The following is a 12,983-nucleotide window of genomic DNA, read 5'->3' on the forward strand; positions in this document are numbered from 1 at the left end:
CATCGTGGCAGTCGGATTGCCAGGACGACGTATCCATCGAGGCTCTTCGGAGCGGTGAGGAAGGCACGGCGTGCGAGCTGATTCAGGCGAACATGCGGCGGGGACCGGGGCATCGGTGACTGCCCGCAGTCCCAAGTCCACCGGTGTGGCCATCGCGGTGGCCTCGGCGTTCTGCTTCGGCGGATCGGGGCCGTTTGCCAAGCCGCTGATCAGTGCCGGTCTGAGCCCGTTGCAGGTCACCTGGCTGCGAATAGCGGGAGGGGCGCTGTTGATGCTGCCCTTCGCGGTCCGACACTTCGACGTGGTACGTCGGGCCCCGAAGCTGCTGCTCGGCTACGGTCTGTTCGCCATCGCCGGCGTGCAGGGTTTCTACTTCGCCGCGATCGCCAGCATTCCCGTCGGGGTCGCGCTGCTGATCGAGTTCCTGGGACCGGTGATGGTGCTGGGATGGGTCAGATTCGTGCTCCGCAAACCGGTCACACCGAGCGCGGCCATCGGAGTGGCGATCGCCGTGGTGGGGCTGGCCGCGGTGGTCGAGATCTGGGCAGGGCTGAGTTTCGATCCGGTCGGGCTGTTGCTGGCGCTCGGTGCAGCCGGTTGTCAGGCCGCTTACTTCCTGTTGTCGGACACCGGTGCCGACGTGGACCCGCGCGCACTGGCCGCCTACGGGCTCCTCCTCGCAGCGGGCGTGGTCACCGTACTCGTTCGCCCCTGGGAGGTCGACTGGTCGGTGCTCGGTGGTGAGATCGCCCTGGCCGGTCGTACGATCCCTGCTCTGCTTGCCGTCGGATGGATCGTGCTGATCAGCACCGTGCTTGCTTACCTGACCGGGATCATGGCCGTGCGCAAGCTGTCCGCACCCATCGCGGGAGCGATCGCCTTCCTGGAACCGGTGGTGGCCACGATCCTGGCGTGGTGGCTGCTGGGCGAGCACCTCGGTGCCGTGCAACTTGTCGGCGGGATGCTCGTGCTCATCGGAGCCTACGCCGCACAGCGCTCCGCATCGGGAAAGGCGGAGCGCTTCGATACCGACCCGCTTACCGGAGCCGCATAACAGCTCGCTGCGACGGTCGGACCAGCCACGACGACGCATTCAACGAGGTGTTTCCGCGTCGCCGCTGTTGCTTTCCCGCAGGGTGCGCATGGCTTCGGCCAGCGACGCCGACATCTCCGTGCCGAGCGGAGCCAGGACACGCTCGCGGAGGATCTCGGCGCATGCCTGCCGCGCCTGCTGGGCGGTCTCGCGGCCGTGGTCGGTGAGTACGGCATAGGTGATCCGCCGATCGGTTTCGCAGGGTTGCCGTTCGATCAGTCCCGCGGCGGTCAGGCGGTCGGCGACCTTGGTGAAGCCGCCGCTGCTGAGTGCGGCTTCGTGGGCCAGGCGGGTCATCGGCAGCCGGTGCTCCGGGGACCGGATCAGGCGCACCAGGATGTCGAAGGAGGCGGGGGCCAGGTCGAACCGCTTGGCGATCTCGGTCATCAACCGTTCCTGGGTGACGTGGTAGCCCTCGATGACCAGGCCCCACCAGGTGACGATCTCGTCGTCATCGATGCACGGATCGCCCCGCTCCGGTTTCTCCCGTCCCGCTTGTGCGGCCGCTGCGACGTCGGCGTCCAAGGTTCTCCCTCTTTCGTTGCTGCCTCGCCGCCGACCAGGCTACCGGGTGATCGGTGAAGAGAAAATATTTTCCTTTCCAAGGAAATATCTTGCGAGCGAGAGACGTTCTGAGTAGTGTCCGACGTGGTGGCGGCAAGCAGCCACTTCACCGCAGGCACCGGCAGGGCAAGTCCGGTACCCGCAGGGCAGTGCAGAACAGGAGAAACACCCATGGAGCCCGTGAAGCTCAGCGTCATCTACTACTCGTCCACCGGCACGATCGCCGAGATCGCCAACACGCTCGTGGCCGAGGCCGAGGCGGCCGGTGCCGAGGTGCGGCTGCGCAAGGCGCCGGAACTGGCACCCGACGCCGCGATCGACTCGAACCCGGCTTGGCGGGCCAACGTCGAGGCCACCCGGTCGGTGCCCGAGGTCGCCGCCGACGACGTGGTCTCGGCCGATGCGGTGCTCTTCGGCTCGCCGACCCGGTACGGCAACATCGCCGCACAGCTCAAGCAGTTCATCGACGGCCTGGGTGGCGAGTGGCAGCAGGGACTGCTGGCCGACAAGGTCTACAGCGGCTTCACCTCGAGCGCGACCCAGCACGGCGGTCAGGAGTCGACGCTGCTGGCCCTGTACAACACGATCCACCACTTCGGCGGAATCATCGTCAGCCCCGGCTTCACCGAGGGCTCGAAGTTCGTCGACGGCAACCCCTACGGCACCAGCCACGTGGACGCCCAGGGTGAGAACAAGGTCGACGACGTCACTCGCACGGCCGCGGCCGTGCAGGCCAAGCGCGTGGTCTCCGTGGCCAAGGCACTCAAGAACGGCGCCGCCTGAGCGGAGCGGTTCCGACGTCCGGGGCGGGGTCGGTCGATTCCGCGAGACATCGACCGGCCCCACACCGGCTCACTCCTCGGTCCAGGAGGACAACATGACCATCGCAACCAGCGGGTTGCACCACGTGACGGCAATCGCGGGCAATCCGCAGCGCAATGCGGACTTCTACCTGAAGACGCTGGGACTGCGCCTGGTGAAGTCCACGGTGAACTTCGACGACCCGGGCACCTATCACCTCTACTACGGTGACGAGTCCGGTCGGCCCGGATCGCTGATGACCTTCTTCCCGTTCGATGGCGCGCCCAGCGGGCGCCAGGGCACCGGACAGGCCACCACGACCTCGTTCTCGGTACCCGAGCACTCGATCGGCTGGTGGCAGAAGCACCTCGACGACGTCGGTGTCGAGGCGAGCCACATCCGGAACCGCGACGGCGAGGACGCGCTGACCTTCCGTGATCCCGACGGGCTCATGCTGTCGTTGGTCGCACATCCGCAGGGCGATCCGCGCGCTCCTTGGGACAACGGGGTGGTTCCGGCCGAGCACGGCATCCGTGGCCTGCACTCCGTGACGCTGTCGGTCACGCAGGAGGAGGCCACCGCCGGGATGCTGGACGGGCTGGGGCTGCACCTGGTCTCCGAGGAGGGCAACCGGTTCCGGTTCGCCGCGGGCGACGGGGGCCCGGGAACCTTCGCCGACGTGCTCGTCACCCCGGACGCACCTCGGGGCATGGTCGCCGCGGGCACCGTGCACCACGTCGCCTGGCGTGCTCCCGACCAGCAGACCCAGGCGAACTGGCGGCAGGAACTCGTGGGCAGCGGCGTGAGCGTCACGTCCATCCTGGACCGCCAGTACTTCCGGTCGATCTACTTCCGCGAGCCCGGCGGAACGCTGCTGGAGATCGCCAGCGACGATCCCGGATTCACCGCCGACGAACCACTGCTGGAGCTGGGACGCGCGCTCAAGCTGCCTCCGTGGTTGGAGCCGAACCGCGAGCAGATCGAGGCCACGCTGCCGAAGCTGAACCTGCCCAGTGAGAACAACCCGGAGGAATTGTCCGCATGAGCACGACGGATCTCTCCCTGAGCCACGGTTTCCGGGAAGGATCGGCGGACGCTCCCGTCCTGCTGCTCCTGCACGGGACCGGGGGCAGCCCGCAGGACCTGGTCGGGCTGGGCGAGCAGCTCAGCCCGGAGTCCACATTGCTGGCCCCGGCGGGCACGGTCTCGGAGAACGGAGCAGCTCGGTGGTTCCGGCGACGAGCCGAGGGTGTCTTCGACACCGACGACGTCATCGCGCGCACGCACCAACTCGCCGACTTCCTCGGTGAAGCCCGTGAACACTACGGGTTGGGGACGCGGCGACTCGTGGCCGTCGGGTTCTCCAATGGTGCCAACATCGCGGCGGCGCTGACACTCCTGCGTCCGGATGCGCTCCGGGAGGCCATTCTGTTCGCCGCGATGCTGCCCGTGCCCGAGCCTCCGGCGCACGACCTTGCGGAGACACAGGTGTTCCTGTCCAACGGCGAGCGTGATCCGATGGCGCCTCTGCAACCGGCCGACGAGCTCGTCACGGCACTCGAGCAGCGTGGTGCACGAGTACGGTCGCATCGGCATCCCGGCGGCCATCGGATCACCGACGACGGCTTGCACGAGGCCACGCAGTGGTTCCGGAACGGCTTGCGCACGGCGGAATGAGCGTGGCCGGGTGAGCGCTACTTCCCTTCCGACGAGCGGGAAGGGGTCGGTTCGCTTTCCGCGGGCCGCCCGAGGTTCTGCGTCCAGTAGTTCTCCCACTCGCCGGACGGATCACGGACGTATCCGACGCCGAGTTCGGTAAACGAGCAGTTCAGGATGTTCGCGCGGTGTTCCGGGCTGGTCATCCACTGCCGGAAGGTTTCCTCGGCGGTGTTGTTTCCGACCGCGACGTTTTCTCCGACATAGCTGCTCCGGTATCCGGCGGCCCTGGCTCTCTCGATATGTCCGAACCCGGCGCTGCCGGTGTGTGCGAGAAAGTCGTGGCGGGCCATGTCGCGGCTGTGCTCGAGAGCGGTGCGGCTGAGTGTCGGATCGAGGCGTACCTTCGGACATCCGGCGCGTGCCCTGGCCCGGTTGGTCAACTCGAGGATGCGCTGCCGGAACCGTGACTGCCGCGCGGAGTCCGCGGTCGGTGTCCGTGACGGCTGCGTGGACTCCGTGGAGAGATCCTGTGCCGGCTGCCATGGCTGCGAACTCTGCGTGGATTCGGTGGCGGGCGGCTGCGAGGTCCGTGTGGATTCCGCGAAGGACGGCTGCGAGCCCCGCGACGGCTGCGGTGTCCGCGATGGCTGCGTGGACTCCGTGGAGAGCTCAGGTGAGTACTGTGTGGACTCGTCGGGTGGGTCGTGCATGCCCGCCAGGAGAGTGCTCGTGACCAGGACGGCCGGCGCGGCAGCGAGGAGCGTCCGGCGGTGCGAATTCCATGCCATGCGCGTGATCCTTGTCGGCTCGGAAATAACTCGGCTCGGAAATAACCGAGCCTGCCAAGTATTCACCGAAACCGAGCCGTACCGTGCCGCGTATCCACGTCCGTGGGACACGCGGCACGCCAAATTCATCCGTGCGGATGGAGCCGTGTGTACGGCAGTCCGATCGAAACGCTGCCCGATCGAAGCACTGCTTGATCGGAACGCAGCTCGATCAGACCTGGTGCGCGATGATGATGAACAGGGTGATGATCCACCCGGTGATCAGCGTGCACAGCACGGCCAGCTTGTTGGTGACCAGACGGGTCATGTCGATGCCTCCCAGCGTGCGAAACGAAAGTGCGTCCGAATGAGCCCGTGTTGCCGACGGGCTCCGCCGTAATTCGCTGGGACTTCGTCGCGATGCGCCCGCGAGGGAAGCAGGCAGCCGGTGTCCTGCCGACTGCCGGTGGTGCGGTGTGACCTGCATGGCTGCCTCCTCACGTGCATACGTCCACGGCCCGCGCCGGGCCGGAGGCGATCGGTGGTTCTTCTCCGCCGGATGGGACGGACAACGACCGGTCCTGTGCGGGATGGCCCCGCGTTGACCGGCCTCCCGCAGGATGGACCCGCGCGGGGCGGACCCGCACGGTATGTCGCAGCCGCTCCGGAATTCGTTACGTCCCGGCATCACAGCCACCTGTTCCTTCGGAAGGTCTTGAACAGGACCAGACACGAGATCAACATCACCAGCAGCGTGACCGGGTAGCCGAAGGCCCAGTCGGTCTCCGGCATGACCTCGAAGTTCATTCCGTAGATCCCGGCGATCATGGTCGGGGTCGAGATGATCGCCACCCACGCCGAGATCTTGCGCATGTCGGTGTTCTGCTGCAGCGTGATCTTGGCCAGCGTCGCGTCGACCAGCGTGGTCAGCAGCTCGTCGAAGGAAGCCACTCGTTCGGAGACCGTGGTGAGGTGGTCGTCGACATCGCGAAAGTACGAGCGCACCTGCTCGGGCACGATCGGCGTGTACCCCTCGGCGAGCCGCTGCAGCGGCTTGGCCAGTGGCATCACCGCCCGCCGTAGTTCCAGGACCTCGCGCTTCATCAGGTAGATCTGCTCGGCGCTGACCTTGGTGCGCAGGGCGAAGACCTCGGCCTCGATCTTGTCGATGTCGTCCTGAATGGCCTCGGTGACATCGAGGTAGGTATCCACCACGTGGTCGGCGATCCCGTGCAGCACCGCCGCCGGGCCGAGCGATATCTGCTCGGGGGTTTCCTCCAGCTGCCTGCGTACCCGCGCCAGGCCCGCATGCCTGCCGTGGCGGACCGTGATGACGAAGTCACGGCCGACGAAAGCCATCAGCTCGCCGCTCTCCACGATCTCGCTGTTGGTCGTCAGCGTCTTGTTCGCCACGTAACGGACGGTCTTGAGCACCATGAACAGGGTGTCGTCGTAGCGCTCCAGCTTGGGACGCTGGTGTGCGTGCACAGCGTCCTCCACGGCGAGTTCGTGCAGATCGAACGTCTCCGCGATCCCGTTGATCTGATCCTCGTTCGGTTCGTGGAGCCCGATCCAGACGAATCCGCTGCCGCGCCGCCGGACCTCGGCCACGGCTTCCTCGTGCGTCCAGCGGCCTTCGAGCCGTTCACCCTCGACGTAGACACCACAATCCACGACCGACGCGGACAACGGAGAGGGGGCAGGAGAGGAAGCAACCGGGGTGCGGCTCATACTGCGACCGTTACGGGTGACGCGGCTTCGCAGACCGAGCGAGGGCAGGCTGGGCACGGTGGCCTCCAGGAAAGGCGGGGACGGCTACGCGAATCAATCGAGATCTCGGGCGCATCCCGGCCGAAAGTCCTGTCGACCTCAGTGCGAGTGGATCGCTCCCGGGGTGACTTCGTCGGCGAGGATGCGGCCGCTACTACACGGAGGTGCGCTGTCAGCACTGCTGGGCACGAATCCTCACCTCCTCGAGATCGGCCACCTGCGTGGTGGGCTCTGCCAACCGACGAGTCACCATACCCCGCATGTGTGGATGGTTCGCATTGGCGGGCGGTCAAAATCACACTGTGGGTGAAACGGGTGAATCTCACCGAGGATTTTGGTCGACCTCGACCGGAGGAACCCCTGCTGGGGCCATCGGCGAGGCTCGACCGGCAGCGCTGCGTGCGTGGTGGGTTCCGCCTCCGGGGTATCCCTCACTCGTCGCGGGGTAAGCAGCCCCAATCGCGCAGGAAATCACCGAGGTGCTCGGTGAGAGAGCCCGCCCGTTGGAGTGTGGTGAACATCGCATGCCCGATCCATGCGGCATCGGCAGCGTCGTCACCAGGGCAAAGTTCCTCGTGGTCACTCCGGCAGTGGTAGTCGAGGATCTCATAGCTGCCCTGTGAGCCTGACCACCGAAGCCGGCCCGCGAGGGAGCCGACGGTGACGGAGAGTCCCGTTTCCTCGCGGACCTCACGTCGTACGGCCGCTTGGTCGGTTTCTCCGGGCTCGACGCGCCCGCCGGGCAGGGACCACTTGCCTCGACCGGGTGCGTTGTCCCGGAGGATCAGCAACAACCGACCCCGCGAGTCATGGACGACCGCACCGACGCAGCGGATCACGGAAGGTTCCGATATGATCACCAATACACAGCGTAGCTGATCCGGAGCCGATTGGGTATGACTGACCCATGTGTGCGAAAAACCTGCCGTAGAGCGGCTGTGTGCGGTACAACGGATCAGCAGGCGCCGGCACGGACTACAGGGCATTTCGGACGGGGTGCGTCACAGTGAACATCAAGAAGATCCTCACCTGGGCCGGGATCGCGTTCCTTCTGTTCTTCCTCATCTCTGCGCCTACTGAGGCCAGTGATGTGGTCGATGGCATTCTCGACAGTCTGCAGCAGGCCGCCGAAGCGGTGATCACCTTCATGCAGAACCTCTTCCGCTGAGACTCCCGGGAGACGACCTTGTTCGCACCGAGGGACCCCGACGAGTACCTACTCGAAACCGAGCGGCGAGTCATCCGGGTACGCAGGCATTGGGCGTGTTTGGTGTGGGACCTCTTCGAGGCGGTGGGCCTGCTTGCCGGCGCCGTCATGGTCTCCTACCTGCTGCCCGAGGACGCCTGGCTGCCGCAGAACATTCTGTGGTACGCGGGGCTGTTCGTGCTGATGCGGTTCACTTACCAGATCCTCGACTGGTACGTGGAGCGCATCGTGGTGACGGACAAGCGCTTCATGATCACCGAAGGCATCTTCACGACCTCGGTGCAGATGATGCCGATCACCAAGGTGACCGACCTGACCTACGAGCGCAGCATTCCGGGCCGCATGCTGGGCTACGGGACGCTGGTCGTGGAGTCGGCCGGGCAGATCCAGGCGTTGAACAAGATCGAGTACCTGCCCAATCCCGAAGAGGTCTTCGATGCGATCTCGTCGTTGGTGTTCGGTGAGAAGAAGGCTCAGCAGGACCGGTTCTCGATGCTCAAGGCGCGACGTGCCGCCGTGGGCAAGAGCCGGGCCAAGCTCGGTAAGTGACACCGAAACCACGTGCAGCCCGTCTCCGTGACCTCGTTTCGAGGGTGCCGGTGCGCCGTGGCATGCGCCATCGGTCACACTGACGGGTGTGCGTATTGATGTGCACACCCATTCCACCGAGTCCGACGGCACCGACACGCCGACGGAGCTCGTCGCCACCGCGATCGAGGCCGGACTCGATGTGGTTGCGTTGACCGACCACGACACCACTGCCGGATGGGGAGAAGCCGAGCGCGCGGTACTGCACGAGGGCCGGGTCGGGCGGATTCGTCTGGTGCCGGGAGCGGAGCTGTCGTGCTGCTGCCCGGACGGCCGGGGCAACTCGATCACCGTGCATCTGCTGGCCTACCTGTTCGATCCGCTGTCGCAGGCGCTGGTCGACGAGCAGACGCGGTTGCGTGCGGAGCGAAGGTCCCGGCTGTACACGATGGCCCGGCGCATGGCCGAGGACGGATTCCCGGTGGATCCCGAGGAAATAATGGCGGGTCTGCCGCCGGACTCACCGGGAGGCAGGCCCCATCTGGCGCGTGCCCTGGTCAACGGCGGCACGGTGGCCAGTGTGGACGAGGCGTTCGCGCGTTATCTCGGCTCCACCGGCAACTACTATGTTCCGCGCACGGACACCCCCGTGTGGCGCGCCATCGACATGATCGCCGATGCGGGTGGTGCCACGGTTCTGGCGCATCCCTTCGCGGCTGCTCGTGGCCCGATGGTGACCTCCGAGGTGATCGCCGAACTCGCCGAGCACGGTTTGTCCGGAGTCGAAGTGGATCACCCGGATCACGAGCCGGAAGCTCGTTCGCGGCTGCGCGGCATTGCTGCGGAGTTCGACCTGATCGTCACCGGAAGCAGCGATTACCACGGGATCAACAAGACCCTCCGGATCGGCCAGGAAACCACGCCCGCCGAGTCGCTGGAGCGGCTGGAGCAGCGCTGTACCGGCAGTAAAGTCATCGGCTGATTCCGGCTGGTTCCGGACTGGTTCCGGGGGGCGAGTGGCCGCGCCGGGTCGCCCACGCTGTGATCGGGGCCGATCCGCAGCAGGGCGCCGCACTGCGTAGTGTGGGATCGAGTACCGGCAGCACTCCCCGAGAACAGGTGAACCGTGCCGGATATCGCGTCATGGGCACTGCTGGGGTGGAACAGTTGAGGAAACCGACCGGATCCGATGAGGATGGCTCGATGCGGGCAGCAGCCGAACAGCGCGGGCAGGAACCGTCGACCGACCGGGAACCGTCGACGATGCCGCACGTGCCGCAGCCACCGGGACGCGGAAAGGCGGAAACCGGCGACTGGCAGGCGCGGCGGGAGCGAGCGCAGCGCCGTCCTCGGAGGACTCGAAGGAGTAGCACCGAAAAACCACCCGGCCGAGTGGGTGGCATCCTGCGAGGGCTGAGCGGCTCGCTGGCCGCGGGCCTTCTGGTGCTCGCGGCCATGCTGGTGGGGGTTCAGGTCTGGGCGGCGAACAACGACTGGATAGGTCCCGGCATGGGGTCCGTGGTCGGCCACTCCGTGGCAGGCGGTGTCGCGCTCGTGGCGCAGCTGGTGGCTGATCGCAGGCGGGACACCGCCGGAGGTCTGTCCGTCTTCGCCGTCCTCGCCGTGGTGGTCGGTACCCTCTGGTACTGGTGGTGGCTCTAGCTCGGCGTGTGTGCTGGTCACACGCCGTACAGCTCGTGGCGGGCCCGGCTGTAGGCATGCCTGATTTCCCGGCCTTGGTCGAGGTCGGTCGGATCATGCTGTTCGGAACGCAGCGGCCAGTCGGGCGGAGTGTCCGATCCCGTGGCGGCCCACGCCGCCTGCCGCGCGGCTCCGCGAGCGACGTACTCGCTCGACTCGGGGATCTCCACGCCGACGCCGAACAGCGATGGCGCGATCCTGCGGACGGCGGTCGATTGGCTGCCCCCACCGATGAGGAGTACGCGCCGTATGTCGACACCCATGCGCTGTATGGCTTCGACCCCGTCCGCGAGTCCGCACAGCATTCCTTCGACGGCGGCGCGGGCGAGGTTTTCCGGCGTCAGGTTCGTGCCGCGCATTCCGGTCAGCGTGCCGGTCGCCTCCGGCAGGTCCGGTGTGCGCTCGCCCTCGAGGTAGGGCACGAGTGTCAGGCCGCCTGCGCCGGGGGGCGCGGCCAGTGCGAGCCGGCTCAGTCCTTCGAGGTCGGTGCCCAGCATGTGGGCAGTCGAGTCCAGGATTCGGGCCGCATTGAGCGTGCACACGAGCGGAAGGTAACGACCGGTGGCGTCGCAGAACCCGGCCACTGTGCCGGTGTCGTCGACGCAGGGCTGCTCGGTGACGGTGAAAGCGGCACCGGAGGTGCCCACGGATACGACAACATCGCCGGGGCCGATGCCGAGCCCCAAAGCGCCTGCCATGTTGTCCCCGGTGCCCGGGCCGAGCCGGGCTCCGCTCAGCTCGTCGAGGGCAGTGACCGTGCCCGCCGTGCCCGACGGTCCGAGGACCTCGGGAAGTCGTGGTTGCCGCCCCCGCATCGCTTCGGCGAGGAGATCGGGCAGCCATTGTCCGGTGGCGGGGGAGAAGTACCCGGTTCCCGACGCGTCGCCGCGGTCGGTGCAGACCGGGTTCTCCCCGCCGGAGAGCTGCCACGTTACCCAGTCGTGCGGCAGCAGGACGCGGTCCACCCGGTCGGCCTGGTGCGGTTCGTGCTCGGCGAGCCAGGCGAGCTTGGTCAGGGTGAAGCTCGCGACGGGGACGAGGCCCGTGCGCTCGGCGAGTCTCGTCGCACCGTGGCGTTCGATCAGAGTGCTCGCCTGCGGTGCCGATCGGGTGTCGTTCCACAGCAGGGCATCGCGCACCGGCGTGCCCGTCTCGTCGAGGGTGACCATGCCGTGTTGCTGGCCTGCCACCGACACGGCGGAGATCGGTCCCGGAACTCGGGAGCCTGCTTGGCGGACGGCTTCCCGGCAGGCTGTCCACCAGGCCGAGGGAGCCACCTCGGAACCCGTTGGATGTGCGGCCTTGCCCTCGCTGAGGACACGACCGTCTTCGGCGTCGACAACCAGCGCCTTGGTTGATTGAGTGGAGGAATCGATGCCCAGAACGAACACGGTTTTCCTTTCGTCGAAAAACGAAATACAGCGCGATGTACCGGCTTACTCGTCGACAGCGGGGCAGCCTGCTCCTGGTGACCATCCCAGCGAAAAAGCCGGTTTGAAAGACCGAGAACGCACAGGGGCCGTGCGTGGGCACAGCTCGCTGCGCCCACGCACGACCCGAATCGACCGGCCTGATGCGGCAGGCGTCCCGTGGTGTGTCTCAGATTCCCATGAGGTGTTCGAGTGCGAGTTGGTCGAGGTGTTCGTAGTGCATGCTGCGTTGGGCGGCTGATTCGGGGTCGAAGTCACCGTCGGCGTGCAGGAGGTCTTCGGGTTTTTCGCCGGGTGTGGTGGTGGGTTGGGACAGTTCGGGGATGCGGGCGTTGTGCAGTGCCTGTTGAACCCGGGGGTCGGCGCGGAAGGCGGCGGCGCGGTCTTTGAGGATCAGGTAGTTGCGCATGCAGCCTTCGGCCGAGGTCCACACGTCCTGGTCGAGGTCGGTGCGCAGGGGTTTGAAGTCGAAGTGCCGGGGTCCGGTGTAGCCGGCTGTTTCGAGGAGGTCGACGGTGAAAAAGGCGCTTTTCACGTCGCCGGCTCCGAAGCGCAGGTCCTGGTCGTATTTGGCGCCGTGTTGGCCGTTGAGGTCGAGGTGGAACAGTTTGCCTGCCCACAGTGCTTGGGCGAGGCCGTGGGTGTAGTTGAGCCCGGCCATTTGTTCGTGGCCGACCTCGGGGTTGACGCCGACCATGTCGGGGTGGGCCAGTTGGTCGATGAAGGCCAGTACGTGTCCGACGGTGGGCAGGAAGAGGTCGCCGCGTGGCTCGTTGGGTTTGGGTTCCAAGGCCAGCCGCAGGTCATAGCCGCGGTCGCGGATGAACTCGCAGACCAGGTCGATGCCTTCCTTGTAGCGGTCGAGGGCGGCCCGCAGGTCGGTGGCGGCGTCGGTCTCGGCTCCTTCGCGTCCGCCCCAGGCGACGAAGGTCCGTGCGCCGAGCTCGGCGGCGAGTTCGACGTTGCGCAGCATCTTGCGCAGGGCGAAGCGGCGTACGTCGCGGTCGTTGGCGGTCAGGGCGCCGTCTTTGAACACGGGGTGGCCGAACAGGTTGGTGGTCACCATGGGCACGGTCAGGCCGGTTTCGTCCAGGGCACGGCGGAACCGGGCCAGGATCCGCTCCCGCTCGGCTTCGTCGGCGCCGAAGCCGAACAGGTCGTCATCGTGGAAGGTCACCCCCCAGGCGCCCAGGTCGGACAGCCGCTGCACCGCCTGCACCGCATCGAGCTCCGGCCGCGTGGCGGCACCGAAAGGATCATTGCCCCGAAAACCCACGGTCCACAGTCCGAAGGAGAACTTGTCCGCGGGAGTCGGTGTGTAGTCGTTCATTCTCGTCTCTCCTTGACCGGGGACGGTGATCACCGTCCTGGCTGCTTGCTGTCTTCCGGACCGGGTTCGTCCGGAGTCGGGAGCGGGGCCGTGGCCGTTCACCGGGCGCGGCGGGGATGACCACGGCCCCGCT

Annotated in this window: 14 protein-coding genes; 8 read left to right on the forward strand and 6 right to left on the reverse strand. The window is 66.8% G+C overall.

Going from position 1 to position 12,983, the window contains the following annotated elements:
- The first annotated feature begins 115 nt into the window (after nucleotides 1–115).
- On the forward strand, nucleotides 116–1,054 hold the full coding sequence (locus JOF55_RS15120; RefSeq protein ID WP_374727512.1) for an EamA family transporter: 939 nt from the start codon (nucleotides 116–118) through the stop codon (nucleotides 1,052–1,054).
- 39 nt (nucleotides 1,055–1,093) lie between these two features.
- Here the strand turns inward: JOF55_RS15120 and JOF55_RS15125 are convergent, their stop codons facing one another.
- Entirely contained in the window at nucleotides 1,094–1,552 is a 459-nt protein-coding gene (locus tag JOF55_RS15125) for a MarR family winged helix-turn-helix transcriptional regulator (RefSeq protein WP_374727513.1), read from the reverse strand.
- Between the two features lie 276 nt (nucleotides 1,553–1,828).
- On the opposite strand from JOF55_RS15125, the gene wrbA reads away from it, so the two are divergent.
- The 3 genes from wrbA to JOF55_RS15140 all read left to right on the forward strand — a co-directional run bounded on the left by wrbA (nucleotide 1,829) and on the right by JOF55_RS15140 (nucleotide 4,135).
- Nucleotides 1,829–2,440, forward strand: coding sequence for an NAD(P)H:quinone oxidoreductase (wrbA, locus tag JOF55_RS15130; protein ID WP_310274750.1), 612 nt, complete (start codon nucleotides 1,829–1,831; stop codon nucleotides 2,438–2,440).
- Between the two features lie 94 nt (nucleotides 2,441–2,534).
- Nucleotides 2,535–3,503 carry a ring-cleaving dioxygenase gene (locus JOF55_RS15135; protein ID WP_310274752.1) on the forward strand — a complete coding sequence of 323 codons (969 nt, stop codon included), beginning with the start codon at nucleotides 2,535–2,537 and terminating at the stop codon, nucleotides 3,501–3,503.
- On the forward strand, nucleotides 3,500–4,135 hold the full coding sequence (locus JOF55_RS15140) for an alpha/beta hydrolase (RefSeq protein WP_310274754.1): 636 nt from the start codon (nucleotides 3,500–3,502) through the stop codon (nucleotides 4,133–4,135). The genes JOF55_RS15135 and JOF55_RS15140 overlap by 4 nt, the downstream gene beginning before the upstream one ends.
- 17 nt (nucleotides 4,136–4,152) lie before the next feature.
- Here the strand turns inward: JOF55_RS15140 and JOF55_RS15145 are convergent, their stop codons facing one another.
- The 3 genes from JOF55_RS15145 to JOF55_RS15155 form a co-directional block, all read right to left on the reverse strand.
- Complete coding sequence (locus tag JOF55_RS15145) at nucleotides 4,153–4,905, reverse strand: CAP domain-containing protein (RefSeq protein WP_310274756.1); 753 nt, start codon at nucleotides 4,903–4,905, stop codon at nucleotides 4,153–4,155.
- Nucleotides 4,906–5,571: 666 nt separating this feature from the next.
- Nucleotides 5,572–6,672, reverse strand: coding sequence for a magnesium/cobalt transporter CorA (corA, locus tag JOF55_RS15150; protein WP_374727283.1), 1,101 nt, complete (start codon nucleotides 6,670–6,672; stop codon nucleotides 5,572–5,574).
- Nucleotides 6,673–7,085: 413 nt separating this feature from the next.
- Nucleotides 7,086–7,514 (reverse strand): NUDIX hydrolase, encoded by a 429-nt coding sequence (locus JOF55_RS15155; protein WP_310274760.1) that lies wholly within the window; start codon nucleotides 7,512–7,514, stop codon nucleotides 7,086–7,088.
- Between the two features lie 146 nt (nucleotides 7,515–7,660).
- Here JOF55_RS15155 and JOF55_RS15160 point away from each other — a divergent pair, with 146 nt between their 5' ends.
- From JOF55_RS15160 to JOF55_RS15175, 4 genes are all read left to right on the forward strand, one after another.
- Nucleotides 7,661–7,822: a hypothetical protein gene (locus JOF55_RS15160; RefSeq protein ID WP_310274761.1), complete on the forward strand. Its 162-nt coding sequence runs from the start codon at nucleotides 7,661–7,663 to the stop codon at nucleotides 7,820–7,822.
- Between the two features lie 18 nt (nucleotides 7,823–7,840).
- Complete coding sequence (locus tag JOF55_RS15165; RefSeq protein ID WP_310274763.1) at nucleotides 7,841–8,410, forward strand: PH domain-containing protein; 570 nt, start codon at nucleotides 7,841–7,843, stop codon at nucleotides 8,408–8,410.
- An 88-nt stretch (nucleotides 8,411–8,498) separates the two neighbouring features.
- Complete coding sequence (locus JOF55_RS15170) at nucleotides 8,499–9,371, forward strand: PHP domain-containing protein (RefSeq protein ID WP_310274765.1); 873 nt, start codon at nucleotides 8,499–8,501, stop codon at nucleotides 9,369–9,371.
- Between the two features lie 221 nt (nucleotides 9,372–9,592).
- Nucleotides 9,593–10,051: a hypothetical protein gene (locus JOF55_RS15175; protein ID WP_310274767.1), complete on the forward strand. Its 459-nt coding sequence runs from the start codon at nucleotides 9,593–9,595 to the stop codon at nucleotides 10,049–10,051.
- A 17-nt stretch (nucleotides 10,052–10,068) separates the two neighbouring features.
- Here the strand turns inward: JOF55_RS15175 and xylB are convergent, their stop codons facing one another.
- The gene (gene xylB / locus JOF55_RS15180) at nucleotides 10,069–11,481 is read right to left on the reverse strand and encodes a xylulokinase (RefSeq protein WP_310274769.1); all 1,413 of its coding nucleotides are present in this window, start codon (nucleotides 11,479–11,481) and stop codon (nucleotides 10,069–10,071) included.
- A gap of 208 nt (nucleotides 11,482–11,689) precedes the next feature.
- Complete coding sequence (xylA, locus tag JOF55_RS15185; RefSeq protein WP_310274771.1) at nucleotides 11,690–12,850, reverse strand: xylose isomerase; 1,161 nt, start codon at nucleotides 12,848–12,850, stop codon at nucleotides 11,690–11,692.
- Nucleotides 12,851–12,983 lie beyond the last annotated feature (133 nt).

It is taken from the genome of Haloactinomyces albus, assembly GCF_031458135.1.
Lineage (GTDB): Bacteria > Actinomycetota > Actinomycetes > Mycobacteriales > Pseudonocardiaceae > Haloactinomyces > Haloactinomyces albus.

Bases quoted from the DNA above. Each gene is read 5' to 3' on its own strand.
- wrbA (WP_310274750.1), top strand. From the start codon at position 1,829: ATGGAGCCCGTGAAGCTCAGCGTCATCTACTACTCGTCCACCGGCACG.
- JOF55_RS15135 (WP_310274752.1), top strand. From the start codon at position 2,535: ATGACCATCGCAACCAGCGGGTTGCACCACGTGACGGCAATCGCGGGC.
- JOF55_RS15140 (WP_310274754.1), top strand. From the start codon at position 3,500: ATGAGCACGACGGATCTCTCCCTGAGCCACGGTTTCCGGGAAGGATCG.
- JOF55_RS15145 (WP_310274756.1), bottom strand. From the start codon at position 4,905: ATGGCATGGAATTCGCACCGCCGGACGCTCCTCGCTGCCGCGCCGGCC.
- JOF55_RS15175 (WP_310274767.1), top strand. From the start codon at position 9,593: ATGCGGGCAGCAGCCGAACAGCGCGGGCAGGAACCGTCGACCGACCGG.
- xylA (WP_310274771.1), bottom strand. From the start codon at position 12,850: ATGAACGACTACACACCGACTCCCGCGGACAAGTTCTCCTTCGGACTG.